This window comes from Methylobacterium sp. WL7, assembly GCF_008040085.1.
Lineage (GTDB): Bacteria > Pseudomonadota > Alphaproteobacteria > Rhizobiales > Beijerinckiaceae > Methylobacterium > Methylobacterium mesophilicum.
Map to the genome: position 1 here is coordinate 1 of NZ_VRVG01000065.1, position 20,420 is coordinate 20,420.

At 65.2% G+C, this 20,420-nt stretch carries 16 protein-coding genes and 2 pseudogenes; 6 read left to right on the forward strand and 12 right to left on the reverse strand.

Annotated elements, in window-relative coordinates; all coding sequences use genetic code 11:
- Both FV233_RS16885 and FV233_RS16890 read right to left on the reverse strand, forming a co-directional pair.
- Positions 1-347: pseudogene (locus FV233_RS16885) on the reverse strand (IS3 family transposase); the annotation flags it as partial.
- Between the two features lie 209 nt (positions 348-556).
- Complete coding sequence (locus FV233_RS16890; RefSeq protein WP_246690006.1) at positions 557-1,150, reverse strand: ankyrin repeat domain-containing protein; 594 nt, start codon at positions 1,148-1,150, stop codon at positions 557-559.
- Positions 1,151-1,467: 317 nt separating this feature from the next.
- On the opposite strand from FV233_RS16890, the gene FV233_RS16895 reads away from it, so the two are divergent.
- Positions 1,468-3,321: a DUF262 domain-containing protein gene (locus tag FV233_RS16895; protein WP_187278129.1), complete on the forward strand. Its 1,854-nt coding sequence runs from the start codon at positions 1,468-1,470 to the stop codon at positions 3,319-3,321.
- Between the two features lie 33 nt (positions 3,322-3,354).
- On the opposite strand, the gene FV233_RS16900 is transcribed toward FV233_RS16895, so the two are convergent.
- Together FV233_RS16900 and FV233_RS16905 are read right to left on the reverse strand one after the other, a co-directional pair.
- On the reverse strand, positions 3,355-4,566 hold the full coding sequence (locus tag FV233_RS16900) for a DUF2235 domain-containing protein (protein WP_147898140.1): 1,212 nt from the start codon (positions 4,564-4,566) through the stop codon (positions 3,355-3,357).
- 134 nt (positions 4,567-4,700) lie between these two features.
- Positions 4,701-5,039: a site-specific integrase gene (locus tag FV233_RS16905; protein WP_246690007.1), complete on the reverse strand. Its 339-nt coding sequence runs from the start codon at positions 5,037-5,039 to the stop codon at positions 4,701-4,703.
- Between the two features lie 219 nt (positions 5,040-5,258).
- On the opposite strand from FV233_RS16905, the gene FV233_RS16910 reads away from it, so the two are divergent.
- The 5 genes and pseudogenes from FV233_RS16910 to selB all read left to right on the forward strand — a co-directional run bounded on the left by FV233_RS16910 (position 5,259) and on the right by selB (position 12,479).
- Positions 5,259-5,630: a DUF2958 domain-containing protein gene (locus FV233_RS16910; RefSeq protein ID WP_147898141.1), complete on the forward strand. Its 372-nt coding sequence runs from the start codon at positions 5,259-5,261 to the stop codon at positions 5,628-5,630.
- A 557-nt stretch (positions 5,631-6,187) separates the two neighbouring features.
- Positions 6,188-7,741 (forward strand): FAD-dependent oxidoreductase, encoded by a 1,554-nt coding sequence (locus tag FV233_RS16915; RefSeq protein ID WP_147898142.1) that lies wholly within the window; start codon positions 6,188-6,190, stop codon positions 7,739-7,741.
- A gap of 592 nt (positions 7,742-8,333) precedes the next feature.
- Entirely contained in the window at positions 8,334-8,804 is a 471-nt protein-coding gene (locus FV233_RS16920; protein WP_147898143.1) for a MarR family transcriptional regulator, read from the forward strand.
- A 312-nt stretch (positions 8,805-9,116) separates the two neighbouring features.
- Positions 9,117-10,490: pseudogene (locus FV233_RS16930) on the forward strand (ABC transporter substrate-binding protein).
- Between the two features lie 69 nt (positions 10,491-10,559).
- The gene (gene selB / locus FV233_RS16935; protein WP_147898146.1) at positions 10,560-12,479 is read left to right on the forward strand and encodes a selenocysteine-specific translation elongation factor; all 1,920 of its coding nucleotides are present in this window, start codon (positions 10,560-10,562) and stop codon (positions 12,477-12,479) included.
- 157 nt (positions 12,480-12,636) lie between these two features.
- Here selB and FV233_RS16940 read toward each other — a convergent pair whose 3' ends face one another.
- The 8 genes from FV233_RS16940 to FV233_RS30385 form a co-directional block, all read right to left on the reverse strand.
- A complete protein-coding gene (locus FV233_RS16940) occupies positions 12,637-14,352 on the reverse strand; it encodes an HWE histidine kinase domain-containing protein (protein WP_147898147.1) in 1,716 nt (571 codons plus the stop codon).
- Positions 14,343-15,491 (reverse strand): hybrid sensor histidine kinase/response regulator, encoded by a 1,149-nt coding sequence (locus tag FV233_RS16945; protein WP_147898148.1) that lies wholly within the window; start codon positions 15,489-15,491, stop codon positions 14,343-14,345. The genes FV233_RS16940 and FV233_RS16945 overlap by 10 nt, the downstream gene beginning before the upstream one ends.
- Positions 15,492-15,505: 14 nt before the next feature.
- Positions 15,506-15,931, reverse strand: a complete 426-nt coding sequence (locus FV233_RS16950; RefSeq protein ID WP_018042937.1) for a response regulator — start codon at positions 15,929-15,931, stop codon at positions 15,506-15,508.
- Positions 15,915-17,054: a PAS domain-containing sensor histidine kinase gene (locus tag FV233_RS16955; protein WP_147898149.1), complete on the reverse strand. Its 1,140-nt coding sequence runs from the start codon at positions 17,052-17,054 to the stop codon at positions 15,915-15,917. The genes FV233_RS16950 and FV233_RS16955 overlap by 17 nt, the downstream gene beginning before the upstream one ends.
- A 321-nt stretch (positions 17,055-17,375) precedes the next feature.
- A complete protein-coding gene (locus FV233_RS16960) occupies positions 17,376-17,558 on the reverse strand; it encodes a hypothetical protein (protein ID WP_187278130.1) in 183 nt (60 codons plus the stop codon).
- A gap of 915 nt (positions 17,559-18,473) precedes the next feature.
- The gene (locus FV233_RS16965) at positions 18,474-19,298 is read right to left on the reverse strand and encodes a porin family protein (RefSeq protein WP_147898150.1); all 825 of its coding nucleotides are present in this window, start codon (positions 19,296-19,298) and stop codon (positions 18,474-18,476) included.
- A 105-nt stretch (positions 19,299-19,403) separates the two neighbouring features.
- Positions 19,404-19,673, reverse strand: coding sequence for a hypothetical protein (locus tag FV233_RS16970; RefSeq protein ID WP_246690008.1), 270 nt, complete (start codon positions 19,671-19,673; stop codon positions 19,404-19,406).
- Positions 19,674-20,052: 379 nt separating this feature from the next.
- A complete protein-coding gene (locus FV233_RS30385) occupies positions 20,053-20,208 on the reverse strand; it encodes a hypothetical protein (RefSeq protein WP_187193472.1) in 156 nt (51 codons plus the stop codon).
- Positions 20,209-20,420: the final 212 nt, after the last annotated feature.

Sequence of the window (20,420 nt, forward strand, 5' to 3'; positions counted from 1 at the left end):
CTTCTCCAGGGTGGCACGCACCGGGATATAGGATTGTTCGACCAGCTGGGTGATCTCTAGGACGAGCTTGGCGACGACCTCCTTCATCGCGCCCGCCTCGCGGCGCAGCTCTTTGACCTCGTCGGCCGTAGCAGCCCCGGGCCGTGTCGCCGGCCAGGCCCTTATTGCCAGCCTACAGGAACTCCTAAGACCACTTCGTGGGAGCCGATCATGCTGCTCTCACCGCGCATGGCCCTCCAGCACGATACGGATCTTCTCCTCGGATGAAATTGCCGACGCATGGCCCACCGTATGTCCTTGATCACCGCTTCTGCCAGCTTCAGTGCCAGCCCAGGCGTCTGGTTCATCTTCGCTCCTGGGGGACACGATGAACTAGCCATCCTCCGTTCGCGAAGACCCTCCATCTGTCTCAAGAGTGCTGACGGCGGACACCGCCTATAAGCTCAGGCGTGAACCATCTTCGAGATGATACACAGATAGATATTTGTGAATGTTTATAAATCTGCTGTTGGTGGAGTCCACCCGCCGGCTGCGGGATGCATCGTTCGATCGCGCATCACACGAAGCCTTCGTCGACGAGACGCGCGCCGGCGGAGGTGATCTCATGGCGCTGTCCGGAGCCTTCGACGACCCTGCACCAGCTTTCGGCAACGAGGCGGGCATCAACGCCGTCCGCGGCCAGGCGGTAGGAGAAACCGCCGTACATACCCGGGACGGCGAACCATGTCGGTTCTGCATCGACACCGACCTCGAGAAGGTGCCCGATCTCGGGCAGGCGTAAGGCCTTGTCTCGAACGAGGTCTGCTGCACGCTCGAGGATCACCGCATGGAAGTGCGTTTGGATCTTGCGCAGCACACCGAAGGGCGCGCATGCCAGTTGCACGGGTTCCAGGATTGCCGCGACACGTTCGTGGCCGAGGCGATTGGCGAGATCGACCGGGCGCTCCCCTCGGGCATTCTCCAACATACGCCACGCCCCCATGCGGATCAGTGCCTCGCAGATCTCGCGTGGCGCATTCCCATGCGCTGCCTGATGGAGGGGCGCGTACAACGACGTCCCATCGGGCCGGGTGGTGTTTACAAGAGACGGATGCGCCTCGAGGAGGGAAAGGACTTTCGTCCACGCGTATCCTTTCGCGGCGTCGGCCATCTCGTGCCGTATGGCAACATGGCCTACGCCGAGAACGTGTCGCGCTGTGATGCCGTCCCAGACAACTGACACTAGCCGGATCCCTGAGTGGCATCGGAATGCCACCTCACGAGGGTGACGGATGCGCCTTATGGCGACCTGAAGTTTCAGGCTCCAGTCGCGATCACGCAATTGCGAGCGTGCAACACCCGGATTGTATCGTTCACCGAGTGCGTGGCCGACGTGGCCGACAAGGTGGCTTCTGTCTATCGTCCGCCGCTGCAGACCGAGCCATCGACAGGCTGGCGAAGACCGAGCGCGGCTGCACGGGAGATTTCATGAAGCCGTTCACGAGGACGATCATCGACCTGTTCGACGGCAAGCGACGCTACCTGATCCCGCTCTATCAGCGGCAGTATGCCTGGAAGGTAACGCCGCAGCTCGAACTTCTTTGGCAGGACATCGCCCGCGAGGCGGGCCGGCTAGAGACGGGCGGCGGGGCTATCGCACCGCACTTCATGGGCGCGATCGTGATCGCTCAGATGAAGACATTCGGCAAACAGGTCCAGGCTTTTGAGGTCATCGACGGGCAGCAGCGGCTAACGACGTTCCAGCTGCTGATGGTGGCTCTGCGCGACGTCGCCGCCAAGTACTCGCCCGAGTACGCAGCCGAGAGTGCGAAGCACCTGATCAACGACGGCGTGATGGAGGACGCTGCCATAGAGAGGTTCAAGCTCTGGCCATCTCTGGCGGATCGGCGGGCGTTCACCCGGGTCGTCGATCCGACTGCCGTCGTACCTGGTCTGGATGGGGTCGATGCGGACGGTGACGGTGTCGTCCGCCCGTCGACAGCCGCGCACGCCTACTTTGCCGATCGCATCGAAGCGCACATTTGCCCAGGCGGCGTCTACGATGCGTTCAAGCTCGAAAAGCTGTTCGAGGCGCTCAAGACCGGCCTTGCGGTCGTCTCGATCGAGTTGGAGGGTGGAGACGACCCGCAGACGATCTTCGAGACCCTCAACAGCCGCGGCGTCGATCTCACCGCCGGCGATCTGATGCGCAACTTCATCTTCCAGCGGGCCACCGGTCTCGGGATGGTGGCGGGCGACCTCGCAATCGATCAACTCTATCGAGGATACTGGCTGCCCCTCGACGCGTGGTTTTGGCGCGAGGGTGACACTCGCGGTCGCCTCACCCGCCCGCGGCTGGACTGGCTCCTGTCCGACCATCTCGCGATGATGAAAGCCGAGCTCGTCTCCGTCGAAACGCTCTTCGATGGATACCGGAGGTGGATTATCGACAAGACGCCGTTCGGGGCCGATGTCGAAGCGGAACTTCGGGCGATCGCAGCGAGCGCAACAGTTTTCCGCCGGCTGACGGGGTACGATGGCAACGACGTGCTTGGCCGCTTCGGCCGGTTCTCGAGGGCGTTCGACGTGTCCACGGCGACGCCGCTGGTGCTGTATCTCGGCACGACGATCGAGGATCAGTCCGAATTGGGTGCGGCGCTGGCATTCATTGAATCGTTCATAGTCCGTCGCGACATCTGCGGACTGACGACAGCGGGCTACAACAAGGTCTTCACCGATCTCATCGCCCGTCTGAGGGCAGTGGAGCGACCGGGCTTGCTGGCCGCCCTCCGCGACGGCTTGGCAACGGGGACGTTGGATACGGCCCGTTGGCCTGATGACGCTGAGTTCGGCGACGCTTGGCGCTCGCGCACGCAGTACAAACCCGCGCGGCAGGGGCGACTACGGCACCTGTTCGAGCGGCTGGAAGAGCGCAAGCGCGCGAATTCGTCCGAGATCGTCGAGATCAAGACCGATCTCACCCTCGAACACATCATGCCGCAGAAGTGGCGGACGCATTGGCCGATTCTGGGCTTCGGTCACGAGGATGAGGCAACACCAAGCGCCGAGTACCTGTCGCGGCAGGGTGCCCGAGAGGCCAAGGTGCACACCATGGGTAACCTTACGCTGCTCACCCATGGTTTGAACGCGGCTGTTTCGAATGGCGCGTTTTCGGTGAAGATGCCAGCACTCCGGGCGCAGTCGGCGCTCGTGTTGAACCGAGAATTGCACGATCATGCCGAGTGGAACGAGGATGCGATTACGATCCGTGGTGCATCTCTGTTCAAGATCGCTGCTCAGCTTTGGCAAGCCCCACCGGCACCAGCTTCTGGACCGGCGTGACCAAAATTTCCACCTCAGAATGTACCAGCCGTCCTAAATCGGCACTGCTTGAGCGGGTTCGTGGGTCAAGACCGGCCGAGTAAGACCTGCTGGCTCGACGCCGTAGCGTCGTGCCCAGCCAGCTAAATTCTGCGGCCGGTAGGTAGCATCAGAACGCCAGCGGTCGAACACGGACGCATCGATCGACTCGTTGACGATCTCGTCGTGCCCGCCTGGGAACGGCCGCGGTGGTTCACCGATTATGCGGTAGAATGGGTGGTTGAGCTTCGCCTTGGCATAAAGACCCCAGGCGAACTCACGGAAGCTGTCTGAGATGGTCGCGCGCAGCATATCAGCGCTCAGCTCGACGGTGCCGCTGAACGCGAGGCCGTGCCGTTGGGCGTTCTGCATCAGCCATTGAAGCGGCCTCTGGGCAAGGAGATCGCTGCGGCAGCCGCCGCCGACATTGGCATGCGCGCCGACGAACCAGCGCTGCTCGACGCTCTCGATCGGCCGCGGGGCCGCCATTGCATTGGCGGGCACGCCGTCGCGGATCTTCTTCGTCCACAGCGTCGGCGCGAATGCCTGGCGATGCTCGTCGACCGCGACAGCGTGATAGGCGTTCTCCAATGGCACGCGCAGTCCGGTGTGTAGGAACTTAAAACCGGACCGGCTGAGCCCGGGTATATCCCCGAAGGGTATGCCAAGCGCGCCGACGGTGTCCCAGACACTTACCATCTTGATCGGCACAGGCATCGCGTCGGCTAGCATCCACCGCTCTTCCAAGCCGAGCTTCGCCGCGACCGGCGCTGGCATCTCGGCGAGTTGGCGGATCGTGGGGACGGTATCGTCTTTCCGATAGCGCTCGAACAGCTGCGTGACGCCGAGCGCTGCTCCGGGGCGGAGAAGCCCACATTTGGCGATGAAGCCCGCAAGGCTGCGCGCGGTGTAGGCCCCACGGCTGAACCCAAAGACGAAGATCTCGTCCCCGGGTTCGTATGCCTCGACCAGCCATTCGTAAGCGTCGGTGATCGCCCGGTCGAGGCCATAGCCTAGCATACCGCCGCGGACCTTCTCGCCGAAATTCGTGTCGACGCCCTTGCTGTAGTAGACGACCTGCCGCGCGCCATCGGTGCTATGCGCCGCACAGAGTGCCTTCAGCCGCCACACGTTCGTGTTGTCGCCGACGGTGTTCCACGTTCCGTCGAGAAACAGGGCCACGCGCTTGCGCGTCTGCCCGCCCGTCTCGCTACCCGGGATCGACATGGGTCTATCTCTCCATTCCAAAGAAGCGTTTGATCCGGCCTAGCAGACCGGTAGGGGTGGGCGCGGGTACCTGCGGCGGGACGACCGGTGGTTCCTGCGCGGGCGTGTAGTAGAATCGCGCCTTGGTGGCCCGGTCACGGGCCTGCTCTGTCAAGACCTGCTCCGGGGATGGCAGGGGGCAGTGTGAGGCTGATCCGGTATTGCTCCACCTCCCTGCGTAGCCGGGCGTTCAGGAACACCACGCGGGCATGCCCACCCTTGGTAACTGCTGCGCTGAGCCGCAGCTGCTCGCGAATCTTGCCATCGCCGTCGAGGAGATCGCACCAGCGGAGCGATGCAACCTCCCCCACTCGCAGCCCGGCAAGGTAGCTGAGCATGAGAGCCATCCGGTTGCGAGGCCCGAACTTGCCCTGGCTTACCACCGCCGCCAGCCGCTTGAACTCTGCCTCCGTAGGCACGCGCGCTTGCTTCATCGAAACCTCACATTTTGCGCTGTTCGTAGCAAAGGATGATGTTTCCAGATTGATCTGAGGGCGAGCGTTGAACTAACTCCAGCGGGATCAGCAGCTTAGCGCAGAATGTAATAAATGCTGCATTTTATGATGTTTAGTATTGCGCCCTCGCCAGCGGTGGTTTGCTCGCCCTCTCGCTCCCGCGGCTGCACGCTCCTAGCCTCACACGCGAGGATGCCCATGCTGCCCCTGATCGACGCTGCAACGCGCGAGCTGCTCCTGACCAATGGACGAGATCGAGAGCGCGACCACTATCCGGTGCTCAAGCTGTTTAATCCCACGGGCCCGGCCACCTGGCTGATCTGCGCGATGGACCCCGATGGGGACACCCTGTACGGGCTGTGCGACCTCGGCTTCGGCGAGCCCGAGCTGGGTTACGTGAGCTTGGAGGAGCTCAAGGAGGTCAGTGCTGGCCTCGTGATCGGGCTGGAACGCGATCTCTCCTTCCAGCCCTCACACCCTATCTCAGCCTACACACGGGCGGCGCGAGCCGCTGGTCGGATCGTGGAGCTTGGCCGCACGACAACCAATATTTCGGTCAACCGATGCTGAACCAAGGGAGGTGCGGTCGGTAGACGGGACGTTCGCCTCGTTCGGCGGTGCGTGGACCATGGCACGCACTCAGAAGACTAAGCGGCTTCTGGACGGCTCCGTTTGCATAGCCGATCCGGATCCCGTCATTCCAATTCCCTAACATGGTGCTCAGAAGCGGACGTTGAGCTTGGCCGCTCTGGACGACTTAGATTGGCCGATTGCGGTCTGTCCGCTTTGGAGCAAGGCTGCCGGGAAAGCAGACGATCTCCTACCGATCCGATTGCGCCTTCGCAGGGAATTCCCATCACGCCCACAAGCGGACGTCCGATAGGCTGAGGTGTTCGATCCTGCGGTTCGCGGACCATCCTGCGAGGAATGCGCCGTCGCCGTGCGATCCGGGAAGCGCCCCGAAGACGGTGCGGTCGCGGCGCAATCGGACGATGACGGAGCAATGCTCGAAGCGGTCTCACGGGTCCGAGTTCCAGCGTGCTCCCGGCCGGGCAAGAGGCAACCGGAACGGGTCCGGCGACTTGATAGGCCGGGCGCGATGACGCTCACCAGGAGCGACGCCATCCATGCCCGGAACCGAGATCCGCCTTGCCCTCGACGCGATCCCGATGGGGGGCATGAAGGAGGGTTCCGCCGGCGACGAAAAGGTGCTGTTCGTACGCGACGCCTCAGGCGTGCGGGCGTTCCAGGCCAAGTGCCCGCATCTCGGGGCACCGCTCGCCAAAGGCGAGATCTGTGGCGGACGCCTCTACTGCCCCTGGCACAAGGCCGCTTTCGCGTTGGCCGACGGAAGCCTCGAGGAGCCGCCGGCCCTCGATTCCCTGACGCGCTACTCTGTCCGCATCGAGGGATCCGAAGCCGTCGCGACCCTCACGCCGGAGCCGGCACCAACGAAGTCGGTGGTCGCGACCGCGGGGCGTGTGCTCATCGTCGGCTCGGGTGCCGCAGCCGTCGCCTGCGTGAAGACCCTGCGCCGCGAAGGCTATGACGGGCTGATCACCATGGTCGGCCGCGAAGCGCACCCGCCCTACGACCGAACCAAGCTCTCCAAGCAGTTCCTTGCCAAGCCGACCCCGCCGGAAAAGGTGCTGATCGAGCCCGACTTCGACCAGATCAACAAGGTCGAGCGTATCACCGGGGAGGTCGTCAGGGTCGATCCCTCCCGACGCGACATCACCTTGAAAGACGGCCGGACCTTCGAGGCCGAAGCGATCCTCGTCGCCACCGGAAGCCGGGCAGTCCTGCCGGATTTTCCCGGCAGGACCCTTGACGGGGTCTTCACCTTGCGCAGCCTCGACGACGCGATTCGCATCAGCGAGGCGGCAAACGAGGGTGGGTCGGTCGTCGTGGTGGGCGCCGGCTTCATCGGATTGGAGGCCGCTGCGTTCCTCAACAAGCGCGGGCTGTCCGTCACCGTGCTGTCGCGCGAGGAGGTGCCCTTCGCCAAACGCTTTGGCGAGGCGGTGGGCACGGCGCTGAAGCAGTACCATGCCGACAACGGCGTCACGTTCGAGACCAATTCCGTCGCCAGGATCGCCGGCGTTGGCCGCGTCGAAGCTGTCGAGACGAATGACGGACGGCGCCTCCCGGCCGACATCGTTCTTGTCGGCGCAGGTGCCGATCCGGAAAGCAAGCTGATCGCGGACGTCGAGCCCGGCGAGGGCGGCGGTCTCAAGGTCGGCGGGGACCTCAAGCTCGCGGACGGCGTCTGGATCGCTGGCGATATCGCCGCCTTCCCGGAAAGGGCGAGCGGCGAGACCGCACGGATCGAGCATTGGCGTCTGGCTCAGCAGCACGGCACGCATGTGGCCCATGCCATCCTCGGTCGAAGCGGCGAGTTCACGGGTGCTGCGTTCTTCTGGAGCAACCAGGGCGACAAGCGGCTCGACTACGGTGGATACGCCAAAGGTTTCGACCGGATCATCTTTCAGGGGGACCCCGCCGCGCTCGACTTCATCGCCTTCTACGTCACGGGCGACAGGGTGACGGCCGCCTGCAGCATCGGTCGCAACGGTGTCTTTACCGCGTTCCTTCATCTGCTCGGCCTCGGGCGTCTGCCCTCGGCGGCCGAGATCGAGGCCGGGGCGGACCTGCCCACTCTTGCGCGAGAGGCTGTTTAGGGGCTGTCCGGCAACCGACCGAGAACCGCGGCCAGGCCAGGTCGCCAAGTCAGGATCAGGTCTCTAGGTTGGCGTGGCGCCGGCTCTCCGCCTTTCGAGCCGCGAAGACCGCGGCGACCCCAGAGCATCGGCGGTCGGATGCTTTCTGGCGTTTTCGACCGATCGAAATGGGCGAAAAGCCGACTTGCGTCGCATTCCGCGCGAACGTCCGGCTTCTCAGGTTCGCTTTCAAAAAGCAGACCGGCGGAAAACACCCAACCCAGCCATTCAAGGGCGCCCACCGACGGGACTGGAACTGGCCGAAAGCTGCCGGCCTGCTTCGGAGCAGGCGCACCGTAAAAGCAGACATGCTCGAACCGACCCGTTGCAGAAGCTCGGAAGGTCTGCTCCGAGGCAGCTTGATGGACGAGGACCTACGACTGGGTTGGGTGGATAGGCGCCTATCGGCTTTTCGTCGACTTCTCTCGTATGCGGCCCCCCTGTGACCAGGAAAAGGCAAGCCTGTTAGCCGCGCTTTCCCCTGCGCAAGATACGGCCCGTTGACAACATCGTTCACGCGTGAATGATTAAGGTCTGAACGGAGCAACGGTCTGTGTCGACGTCGACGAAGCAAACTGGCCTGCGGCTGGACGACCAGCTTTGCTTCGCCCTCTATGCTGCGACGAACTCGGTCGTGCGCGCCTACCGGCCGTTGCTGGGTGAGGTAGGGCTGACCTACCCGCAGTACCTCGTCATGTTGGCGCTCTGGCAGGACGGCGTGACGGCGGTGCACGACCTGGCCGCCCGGCTGCAACTCACGTCCAGCGCGATCACGCCCCTGGTCGACCGGCTGGAGGCCGCGGGCTTCGTCACCCGGACCCGCGCGGCGGACCGGCGCATCGTCCTCGTCGCCCTGACGGAGGCGGGCCGGTTGCTTGAGGACCAAGTTGCGACGGCGCAGCAGGCCGTGGTCTGTCGCACCGGCCTCGGCGACCGCGAACTCGCCGACCTACGCCAGGACTTGAAGGATCTCGCCGACCGCGTCGCCACAGCGGGCATGGCCCAGGGCGACGAGCCGGGCTGAGCATGCCCCGCACGCAGACGTGCGGACGAGGCTCTCCGCGGGGCCGAACTGAAACGCGAGGGTTCGACGGCGGCCTGGCCGGCGGCCCAGGCGAATAAATCGAGGGCCATGCGCAACTGCAGGCGCCTTCCATCCTGTCGGCTCGCGATGAGCCGGACGATGCCCGCACGCCATGCGGGTAGAACACGAGGAGGATACATGGACGCGCAAGCGACCGGGGATCCGGGGGGCGGCCAGCCCTGGGGACCCCATAACACGGTGACGGTGGTCGACCCGTCGCCGGTGAACTGGCTTTCCATCACCTGGAACACGATGGAGGAAGCCAACCGTGTCGACCACAACGGCATTGGCCAGCCGAGCCTCGCCGAGAGCTGGCGCTGGCTCGATGGCGAAACCCTCGAACTCAAGATGCGGGACGCGGTCTACCAGGACGGCGAGCCCTTCAACGCCGCGATGTTCAAGCTCGGCTTCGACAAGGTCCAGGAATGGACCAACCCGCACCCGCCGGGTGCCTTCCTGAACTTCGCCCGGGACGTGACTTGCGAGGCGGTCGACGACTGCACCGTGCGGATGCGCTTCCCCGGCGGCGACTCCGCGGCGCTAATGAAGCTGCGCGGTATGCACCTGCCCTCGACGCGGTTCTGGAACGAGTGGGGCTTCGTTGACCCAAAGACGGGGTCGGCAGAAGGCCATTGGTGAGTCATCGACGCGCCTGGTCCGTGGGGGACTGGCCCGTTTGTGCTCACCGAGGGCGTCTCGCTCATCGATAGCCGCTCCAACCGCGTGGTCATGGAGCCCAACCCGACGTACTGGAACCCGGCCCGCAGGCCGACGGTCCGGATCGTCTACGACAACGTCATCGGCAAGGACGAGGGCATCAAGTCGGTCGCGGTCGGTGACGGCCAGGTCGACGTCGTGTTCGACCTGACGCCGGACGAGGCGAAGTCCTTCCCGGACAGTGCGCACGGGAGAATCCAGACGAAGAAGGCGAAGGCGATCCTCACGGGTGTCTTCAACGAGAACCGTCCGGACTCGCCTTGGCGCAACCCGGAGGCCCGCCGGGCGATCAACCTCGCCATCGACCAAGCCTTCGTGCTGGAGCACGGGGCGTATGGCTACGGCACGGTGATCCCAGCCTTCATCCAGCCAGGCCGCTACGGCGCGGACCCGGACATGAAGCCGATGCCGCACGACCCCGAGGGTGCCAGACGCACGCTCGATGGTCTGAGGCTCGGGGGACAAGAACTGGTCTTCGTCGCCTCACCCGCCTGGAAGGGCGTGGTGGACGCCATCGGCCAGTGCCTGGGAAAAGTTGGCCTGGGCTGCCGCTTCGTCAGCGCCAAGGACGAAACGCCGGCGGAGTTCGACGTCAAGCTCGAATGGTACTTCGACTGGACGCCGCAATATCCGGTGGCGTGCGTGCACCGGGAGTTCTTCGGACGTGACGCGACCCTGCGCCAGGGTCCGGAGGATCCGAAGTTCGACGCCCTCTACGAGAAGCTCCTGCATACGCCGGAGACCGAAACGGAAGGGGTGGTTCGCGAGGTGGAGCGCTACCTGCAGGACGAGGCCAAAGCACTGTTCCTGTACGCGCCCTACACGCTGTTCGCGGTGTCGAACCGGGTGGAGTTCACCCCTTACGACACCTGCATGTCCGAACTGGCCGAAACCCGCATCAAGGGTTGAAGTCACTTCCGGCCGGCGCGGACTGTTCCGCGCCGGCCACACTGGGCTCCAGCACGAAGTCGCCAAGCCATGATCGTCGTGACGGCGGGTCATATCGACCACGGCAAGACGACGCTGGTGAAGGCGCTCACCGGCGTCGACGCCGACCGGCTGCCGGAAGAGAAGGCCCGCGGGATCACCTTGGATCTCGGGTTCGCCTATGCCCGTCGCGGCGACCGCACCCTCGGGTTCGTGGACGTGCCCGGCCATGAGCGTCTGGTGCGTACGATGGTGGCAGGGGCGACCGGCGTCGCGTTCGCCCTCCTTGCCGTGGCGGCTGACGATGGCGTGATGCCCCAGACCCGTGAGCACATCGCGATCCTCGACCTGCTCGGCCTCGGACATGGGGTCGTGGCGGTCACCAAGAGCGACACGGTGGACCCGGCACGACTCGTGGCGGTTCGCCCGGAAATCCGCGCGGCGCTGACTGGGACCGGCCTCGCCGATGCGCCCATCGTCGCCTGTTCGTCTTTGTCCGGAGCCGGCATCCCCGAGCTTGCGGCCTTGCTGGACGCCGCTGCGGCCACGCCCGCTGTGGTCCGACCGACGCAACGAGGCTTCCGTCTGGCGGTCGACCGCTCCTTTACGATCTCGGGGGTCGGCATCGTGGTCACCGGGGCCGTGCATGCCGGCACCGTGCGCGTTGGCGACCGCCTGCTGGCCTCCCCGGGCGGACAGGAGGTGCGGGTGCGGGGCATCCGCGCCGAGGACCTCGTGACCGATGAGGCCGGCACCGGGCAGCGCTGCGCCCTGAATATCGTCGGCCCGCGCCTGTCGAAGGGGGATATCCATCGCGGGGACTGGATCCTCGCACCAGCGCTGCATGGACCGACCCTACGTCTCGACGTGACGCTGCGCCTGCTGCCCAGCGAAAAGCGGGCCCTCCGCCATCGAACGCCCGTCCAGGTGCACCACGGCGCAGGCTTGGTCACCGGACGGATTCTCCTCCCGGAGGGCGTCGTCGTCGAGCCTGGCGGCTCGGCCAGAGCGCAGATCGCCCTCGATGCGGGACTTGGGGCGCTTCACGGCGACCGCTTCATCCTGCGCGACATCTCCGCCTCGCGCACCGTGGGCGGAGGCACCATCATCGACATCGACGGACCGCGACGCGGAGCCTGGTGGGAGGAGCGGCAGGCGATGGTCCGCGCCCTCGACCGAGCCGACGATGGGCACGCGCTCGACGGCCTGCTCGAAGCCAGCCCGGTCGAGGTGGATCTCGGTCACTTCGCGCGGTCACGCAACGTTTCCGCGGCGGCCATGGACGCCCTTGCAGACACCCTCGGCGTCATGGTGGTGGAGACGCCCCGCGGTCCGCTCGGTTTTTCAAGGACGCGCATGAACGGCATCCGCAGTGCCGTCCTCGCGTTGCTCGACGACACGCATCGGATCGAGCCCGACAATCCGGGTCTATCCCAGGAGGAAGTCGCGGCAGGCATTCCCACTCGACATCGCAGGGTCTTGCCCCCCATCCTCGATGCACTGGTTCGCGACGGTACGGTCGCGCGTCGCGGCAACCACCATTATCGCCCCGGGCACGTCGTCCGCCTGAGTCCCGAGGATGCGCTGCTTCACGATGAGATACGCACGATCCTGGAGGCGGCCGGACTCGATCAGCCGCGCCTGGCCGAACTCGCACAACGCGTGGGCAGTGACCCGGACACCTTGCGTGGCCTTCTCGATCGGCTCGGCCGCATCGGCTGGCTGCAGCGCATCTCGAAGCATTACTACATTCTGCCCAGCGTCCTGATCGAATTGGCGGATCACGCCCGGGCGGTGGCCGGCGCACACCCTGAAGCGCTTCTCACCGTAGGGCAGTTTCGCGAAGCAACCGGGATCGGCCGGAACATCACGATGCCGATCCTGGAATACTTCGATGCGCAGGGTCTGACGATGCGTGTCGCTGAGGGGCGCCGCGTTCGACAAGAAGCGTTCACACCAAACAAATCTTAGCTGTCATCCCTGCCCTCGCGGACGGATCGAGCGTCGTTTAGGCGATCCGCGGCATAAGCCAAGGTGATCTCGACGTATGCCGGGGCATGGCGTCCGACGGGCATCTTTCGCCTCCGGCCAAAGTCCAATCCTTTCGATGTCGCTGACTGCTCGTCCCTCAATGCGTGGTGGCAAGCGGGCTCAAGTGTGCGGCCCCAAGCGCAGTCAACGGGACATCCAAGGCGACGCGGAGGCCCGTCTCGGCGAAATCGAGGTCGATCTCCCCATCGAGTTCGCGCTCGACGCTGACTGCGATCAGCCGCGTGCCGAAGCCCCGACGCGTCGGCGGAACGGTGGGCGGGCCGCCGGTCTCCCGCCACTCCAGGAGGAGCCGACGGCTGTTGCCGGCATCGGCAATGACCGACCATGTGATCCGAACCTCGCCTCCAGGAACGGACAGCGCGCCGTGCTTGGCAGCGTTGGTGGCCAGCTCGTGCAGCGTCATCCCGAGGGACAGCACATGGCGCGGCGGCAGGTCCACGTCGGGACCATCCACCACGAAGGTCGCGTCGCCATACCTATAGGGACCCAGCTCGTTCTCTAGCACCGCCCGGAGGGGGGCGCCCGACCAGTCGTCCCGCGTCAGGAGGTCGTGGGTCTTGGAGAGTGCGAGGATGCGTGCCTCCAGCCTCTCCCCCGGGGCCTCGCCGCCACGCGTTGATTGCCGTGCCAGGGCCTGGACCGTGGCAAGAGTGTTCTTCACACGGTGATTCAACTCGTGCAGCATCGTCACCTGCCGCTCCTGCATTGCGCGACCGTTGCGGACTTCGTCGCGAAGGTCGGCCTCGTTGCGTTGAAGGCTCCCGGCCATCGCGTCGAGCTTGCTTCCGAGACGACCGAACTCGTCGGCGCCGTCCAACCCGGTCCGGGCCGCGAGGTCTCCGGCCTGCCATTTCGATGCCGTTCGGAGCAGGCGGTCGAAGGGTCGTCGAATGAAGACGCGTCCGGCCAGGAGCGCGGCGGCCAGGGCAAGCACGGCACCCAGGACGATCAGCACCACGCCCCTGCGGGTGGCGGCGTCCACGTCAGCGAAGGCGACCTTTCGGTCGCGACCGACGGTCACCCAGGCGGACGACGCCGCGCCGCCGGGCTTGGCGTTGGCGAGGATGCGTTCGCGACCGTCGATGCCGAAGTCGACGCGGACACCCTCGCCACGGCTCATCACGATGCGCTGCCGATCCGGCGGCACCGGTTTTCCGATCCAACCATTCCCGTCGGGATAGCGAACCAGGATGATGCCGTCCTGGTCCGCTACCGTCACGGAAGTGCTGGGCAGTCTCAGGTTGCGCCTGAGGTAACCGTCGAGCCACCCGAGATCGACGGCGACGGCGAGCACGCCGACCGTGCGCCCCTCCGCGTCTGGTAGCGCTTGGGCGAAGTGAAGCGAGTCCCTGCGGGAGGCGTTGCCGCGGGCGTAGGTCCCCATCACGAACGTGCCCTCGGCGACCGCACGGCGCTGGTAGACCCGGTCGGGCACGGCGTAGGAGCCGGGTGCGGAGCCGAGGCTGTTGCACATGACGGTCCCGTCCGGCCGCGTCAGCGCGAACACCGCGAATTGCGGATTGTCGCGCACGGCCCGGCGTAGGTACTCGGTGCAGCCCGAGGGCTCCATCGCACGGACCGCCGGGTCCTGAGCCAGGAAGTTGAGGGCTTGGCGGGCCGACTCCGCGACCTGCGAAAGGTCCTCGGCGACGGTCCGGGCCGTCGCCATCGTATCGGCGCGTACGGTCTCGTCGCGCGAGGTGCGCAGGGCGTGCTCGTTGTAGCCCTGGATCGCCAGCGCCGGTGCGAGGGCGAGCAGGACGAGAAGAAGGATGCGGGTCGTCAGGGACATGAGGCGCCGACCGCTTCCGGAAGGGTGAAGCGGAAAGTGGTGCCTTGGTCCGGTAAACTTTCGACGGTCAACTCGCCGCCCTGACGCTCCACGAGGTCGCGGCAGAGTAGGAGCCCCAATCCGCTGCCGCGCTCGCCCGCCGTGCCGTTCGTCGTGCTGCGCCGGTCAAGCCTGAACAGGTCGGCCACCTTGCCGGCGGGCATGCCGACGCCGGTATCGGAGACCGTGATCTCGATGCCGCTCCCGGTCCGCTGGCCGGCGACCGTGATGGTGCCCCCCGGCAGCGTGAACTTGACCGCGTTACTGACCAGGTTGCGCAGGACCGTGGCCAGCATGTCGCGCTGTGCGCGCACGGTGGTCCCCTGGCACGCGATGGTCAGCGTCAGGCCCTTATCGGCGGCCGCCTCGGCGGCGCCCTGCATGACCTCCGCCGCCACCGTGCCAAGGGCGACGTCGGTGATGGTGACCGCCATCGTGTCCATCTGCAGGCTCGCCCAGGAGAACAGGCTCTCCAGAAGCGCGTAGGCCTGGGTCGCGGCTTGATTGATGCCCTTGGCCCGGCGCTCGATGGAGGGGTGGTCCCGCTTCGCCACCGCCTTGCCCAGGACCTCCGACAGACCGAGCAAGGACTGGAACGGGTTGCGCAGATCGTGGGCGATGATCGAGAAGAGCAGCGTCTTCTGGCGGTTGAGGGTGTCCAGCTCCAGCGACTTCGCTTCGGCCTCGCGCCGGGCCTCGTCGAGCTTCGCCTGAAAGCCGCGGCGCGCCTCAGCGTAGCGGATCGCCCGAGCCAGGCTCGACGGCGTCGCCTCCGCCTTGGCGAGGTAGTCGAGGGCGCCGGCCCGCATCAGCCGGAACGCCAGGTCCTCGTCCGCCTCGCCGGTCAGCATCAGCACGGCGTGACCCTCGCCCGAAAGGGCGAGGAGGGAGGCGAGCAGGTCGAAGGTGTCGACGTCCGGCAGGCGATAGTCGAGCAGGATGCAGTCGAACGCACCCTCCCGCGCCAGGCGCAGGCCGGTCGTGCCGTCGGGCGCCTCGGTCAGGTCGTGCTTCAGCCCCGACTTCTTCAGGGCGCGGCGCACGGACGTCCGGTCGACGGCGTCGTCGTCGATCAGCAGGATGCGTGTGGGGGATTCCACGTGTCTGCCGAGCTCTATTGCGGGAACTCGACCACCTTCCAGAAGTGCTCCAGCATGGAGACCGCCTCCATGAAGGTGTTGGCCGGATCGCGCTTGACGATGTAGCCGGCCACGTTATGGCCGTAGGCCCGCATCCGATCCTCGTCGGCCTTCGAGGTGGTGATCATGAACACCACGGCGGTGCGCAGGTCCTCGTCGGCCCGGATCTCCTCCAGGAACTCGATGCCGTTCATGCGCGGCATGTTGAGGTCGAGGAGGATGAGGTGGGGCTTCGGCAGCTTTTCCTTGCCGTTCTGGCCCCGCAGGTACTCCAGCGCCTCGATGCCGTCGCGGGCGACGGTGATCGGGTTGCCGATCTTGCTCTTCTTGAAGGCGCGCTTCAGCCCTTGGACGTCGACCTCGTCGTCGTCGACCAGCAGCAGGTTAACCGTCGAACCCATCCGTCCCCCCCTTCGCGCCGTCCTTCGGCCACGTGAAATGCACCGAGAGGCCGCGTCCCTCCCGGCCTTCGGTCAGCCAGACCTTGCCACCCTGGCGCTCGACAAGTTTCCTGACGATGGCCAGCCCCATGCCGCTGCCCTCGACCTCGTCGCGGGGCCTTAGGGTCTGGAACATGCCGAACACGCGCTCGCGGAACTGCTCCGGGATGCCGGCACCGTCGTCCGTGACCACCAACTCTACCATATCGCCCATCGAGTGCGCATCGACGCGGACGCGACCGTCCCCCGGATGGTCGTGATGCTTGATCGCGTTGCCGATGAGGTTCTGGAGCGCCTGGGTCAGCGGCGCCTTCGCCGCGTTCACCGTCGGTAGTTCGTCGGCGGCGACGATCTCGAACCCGTCGGGCGGGCTCACTAATACGGCGAGCTCCTCGACGAGGGCCTTGGTGTCAACCGGCGTGAAGGCCACGTCGGCTCGTCCGGCCCGCGAGTAGGCAAGCAGGTCGTCCAGCAGGCTCTCCAGGCGCCGGACTCGGCTCTTCAGGAGATCCATATTGGTCTGGACGTCGCCGGTCAGGGCGCCTTCGAGATCCTCCTCGATCCAGCCGACGAGGTTCTCGATGCCGCGAAGGGGCGCCTTGAGGTCGTGCGAGGCGACGTAGGCGAACTGCTCCAGTTCCTCGTTCGTGCGGCGCAGGTCGCGGGCCTTGCTTGCCAGCCGTGTCTCCATCCGTTTGCGGTCGGTGATGTCGGTGTTCGTCCCGTACCAGCGGATGACACGTCCCTCGGCATCGCGAAACGGGTTGGCGAGCGAAAGGAACCAGCGGTATTCGCCGGTGGCGCTGCGAAGCGGGAAGGTGTCGTTCCAAGGCTCGCCGGCCTTGAAGGCGTGCGAGATCCGCTCGACGACCCGGTCGACGTGATCGGGGTGGTGGACGGCCTTCCAACCCCAGCCCTTCATGGAGTCGATGGTCGTACCCGTGTAGTCGTACCAGCGCTGATTGTACCAGAAGATGTCGCCGCTCGCGTCCGCGATCCACGCCATCTGAGGCAGGGTGTCGGCGAGGTTGCGAAAGTCGGACGCGTCAGGAGCGGTCGGCCCCGGCGCCACGGCGTCTGTCATGGCGTTTCCCTTGGATGGTGGCTCACCGGCGTCCGCTGACCGTCGAACCGATGGGGCATGTCTTCTCGCGTGACCGACGCCCTTGTCCACCCGCGTCGGTGATCCGCATCAAGGGATCCACCGGAGGATCCCATCGTACGACGACCGCGCAGGTCTCAGCCGGGATGGTACTTCAGGCGGCCAACCACCTCCATCTTGGCGGCGGCGGGTTCGGTAGAACGGTTGCCTCTCCGGCCAACCTGCTGACACGCAGACGACGGAGGCCTTAGCTGGGATCGGATCGCCCGAGGAGCCTCGAAGACGCCTGCGGTCTCAGGCTCGTCACTCGGCGGCCTCTGAGGAGGAGGCGGCACGCCCCAGGCGCCGCCGTCCGGCGAGCTCGACGGGCGGCAGGCCGACGATGTCGTAGGTTGCCGCGGCGATGCCGTTCCCCGCGGCGTCGAGCCCCACCAGCATCTCGCGGCTCATCGCGTCCTTGGCGCCGCGGGTGATCCAGACCCTCACACGGACGGCTCAGCCAGGGCCGAAGCCCGTGCGGGAGTAGGGCATATCATCAGGTTTCAGCTCGCCTGATTTCAATCCTGTGCCGCAATGCACCATCATAGGAGTTTGATTTCTTCAAACTATTTTTGCTGTTTTTGAAACCTATCGGAGCTCGGCTTCGTCAAGGCCGCAACAGGGGGTGCCAACGAGGCTCTTGGAGCATCTAATGCGCACTTTGATATTGATTTCGTTTCTACTCATCAGTTTTTCGTCACCAGTTTTCGCTCAACATACACAGCCCCGTAGGGATGCAGCCGGAACCAGTAACAATATAAACAGCGACGCCAAGGCAGAAGAAACTAGGCAACTCATAGCTAAAGCGAGGGAAAAACAGAAATCGATCGACAATAAAAACACAAATTTATGGGATCGCTGGATCTATGCTGTTTGCCTAGGGTGCACCTGGGCGCCGAAAAACGTTCGGATCGTGCATACCCATCCTTCGCGCGTCCTGATGGGGATCCCTGCAGCTGAGGATGATGCACGGGAGCGCAAGGGCGTCCGCTTCGGGACCTGACGCAGTCTGCGTCAGGTACGCTCCAGAGGGTCGACAAGGAGCGAACTGTGCGCCGCGATCACGTTGCCGCGGATCCGCCAGAGTAGATGTTCGTTCGGCTATCTCCCTCGGGGGCAGGCTCCCGAACGATTGGTCGGCATGCACTGATGCCGAACGAGGCAGCCGCCAGAACGAGAAACACCCCAGGAGCGGGTGCTCTCAGGGTGTGGCCGATGTAGCGGCCAGTTTGATCGGGCTGGAGATGTGAAGGTCAACCGGACGGCTGCTCTTCTGCGACGGGGGAGCGAAGAAGAGGACCAACACTCCTCGCCCCACCGCCGCGTCCCCCGGCACAGCTGCCGGGAAAAGCGCCACCGATCCTAGTAGGAACCGAACTTGAAGTTCAGGCCGGCGCGAGCGATACCACCCTCGGTCCGAAAGCGGGAGATGTAGCCGACGCCTGGGCCGCCGACGGAGCCAACGAGCAAGTTGTGGCTGCCAAGATCGTAGCGGATGTACTCGGCCTTGATCGTCACGGCGTTTGACCGGAAGAAGTTTAGGAACGAGTCGGTGGGCAGGGCGTACTCAATGCCGCCACCGTAGGCGTAGCCGGTATCCATCCGCGAGCGGCTACCGAAATAAGTCAGCGGCGCTGCGGTCTGGAAGCCAACGCGTTGCGTCACGTCGCCGTAGGCAAAGCCGCCAGTGCCGTACACCAAGACGCGGTCGAAGGCGTAGCCGACGCGCCCCCGCACGGTGCCTAGGAAGCTCAAGTCCGTCCGGTAGGTGTTGGTCAGGACGTTCGGGTTGAAGGCCGGGCGAAAGATCGACTGCACGCCAGTGCGCTGCAGATCCATGTACTGGGCGTCAGCTTCGACACCAACGACGATGCCCGACCCCGGGGTGAACTGATAGTTGTAGCCGACCTGGCCACCGGCGGAGAAACCATCTTGCGACAGGCGGACGGCCGGGCTGCGGAGCAGGTTGTTCACGTTGTTCTGTAGGGTGCCGATGCCCACGGTCCGGATCGTATCCGACTCGGTATAGGCGTAGCCAGCGTTGATACCGAAGTAGGCTCCGGTCCAAGTGAACACCGGCACAGGGGTAAAGATCGGCGGCGGGGCGGCGCGGCGCGGAAGGTCAGCGGCGGCAGCGGCGCCGGTCAGGGCGGTGAATGCGGCCAGCGAGGCGAGTAGCGTTCTCATAACTGCGATGTCCCGATCCCAGACTAAATCGTGTCGCAGGCTAGACGAGATTGCCACCAAATCATGTATCCGTCTGGTCACACCCTCCGTCGAACGTGATCCAACTTATTTTCTCCCGCCAACGAGATTGGGTGATACCGAGCCACAGGCGGCAATAACATTGCCATGTCCATTTCCGGGTAAGACAAACGGATCAGGATCTCTTTTAATCCCACATTCTGACAACAAAATTTCAGTTGTTTCAGTCTCACCATTCCGGTCGCTGCCGCGCATCCATACGATCTGCGAGCCGGTGGTGTTCTCAGGCGCCGCCAGGGCCGGCTCATCGTCGGCGCCATCCTCGAGGTCCGTGTCGCCGTCCATATGGTCGAGCACGGCGATGTAGCTGCTCCGCCGCGTCGAGTGCGACCTGTGCAGCCGCCTCCAAGGTGACGCAAATCTCCGATCCGGTCAGCGGCTTTGACGCCTCCGGAACAGCCGGTTTCGAACGCAGAGTGAAGGTGAGCACGTCGCCCATGATGTCAGATCTCGGGTCGCGGTGACGGGGAAGCCCGGCAAGCACCGGCCGGGGCGGCACGCACGGCTATGGAAGGGAGGGGAGCGCCGGTCGGTGCCCCGCCCGCTCGGCCTCAACGTGGGCGACGAGAGCCCGGGCAAAGGCCTCGGTCTCGTCGGGGTCGCCGTTCCGGACGACGGGACGCGACAGGATCGTCAGGCGGGTCTCGCGTTCGCTGGGCGTCTCGGGCTGGCGCCGCTAACCCTTTTTGCGGGTCACATCCGCCACGTCGGTTAGGGCCTCGCCGAGTAACCGAATCAGCTTGCCGGCGGCGTTGTAGTGTTCGCCGGGGTGGCTCTGCCTCGACCACTCGTTGGCGTGCGCTGCCCCCGTCCAGGCCATGGCATAGGCCATGTCGCCGCCCGTCCCCGCCAGGTTGTAAAGCGCCCTTCAGATCCTCCAGCGCGGCAGATGCGAAGGCGATCTGGTCGACGAGCTTGGCGCCGACAGGCAGGGCGGCTGCGGGCCGCTGCGCCAGCCGATCCACATCATCGCGGATGTCTTCCAGGAAGGCGGTTGGGACGCGAGCGCTCATCCGCTTGCCGTAAGGATCCGCTGCGATCCAG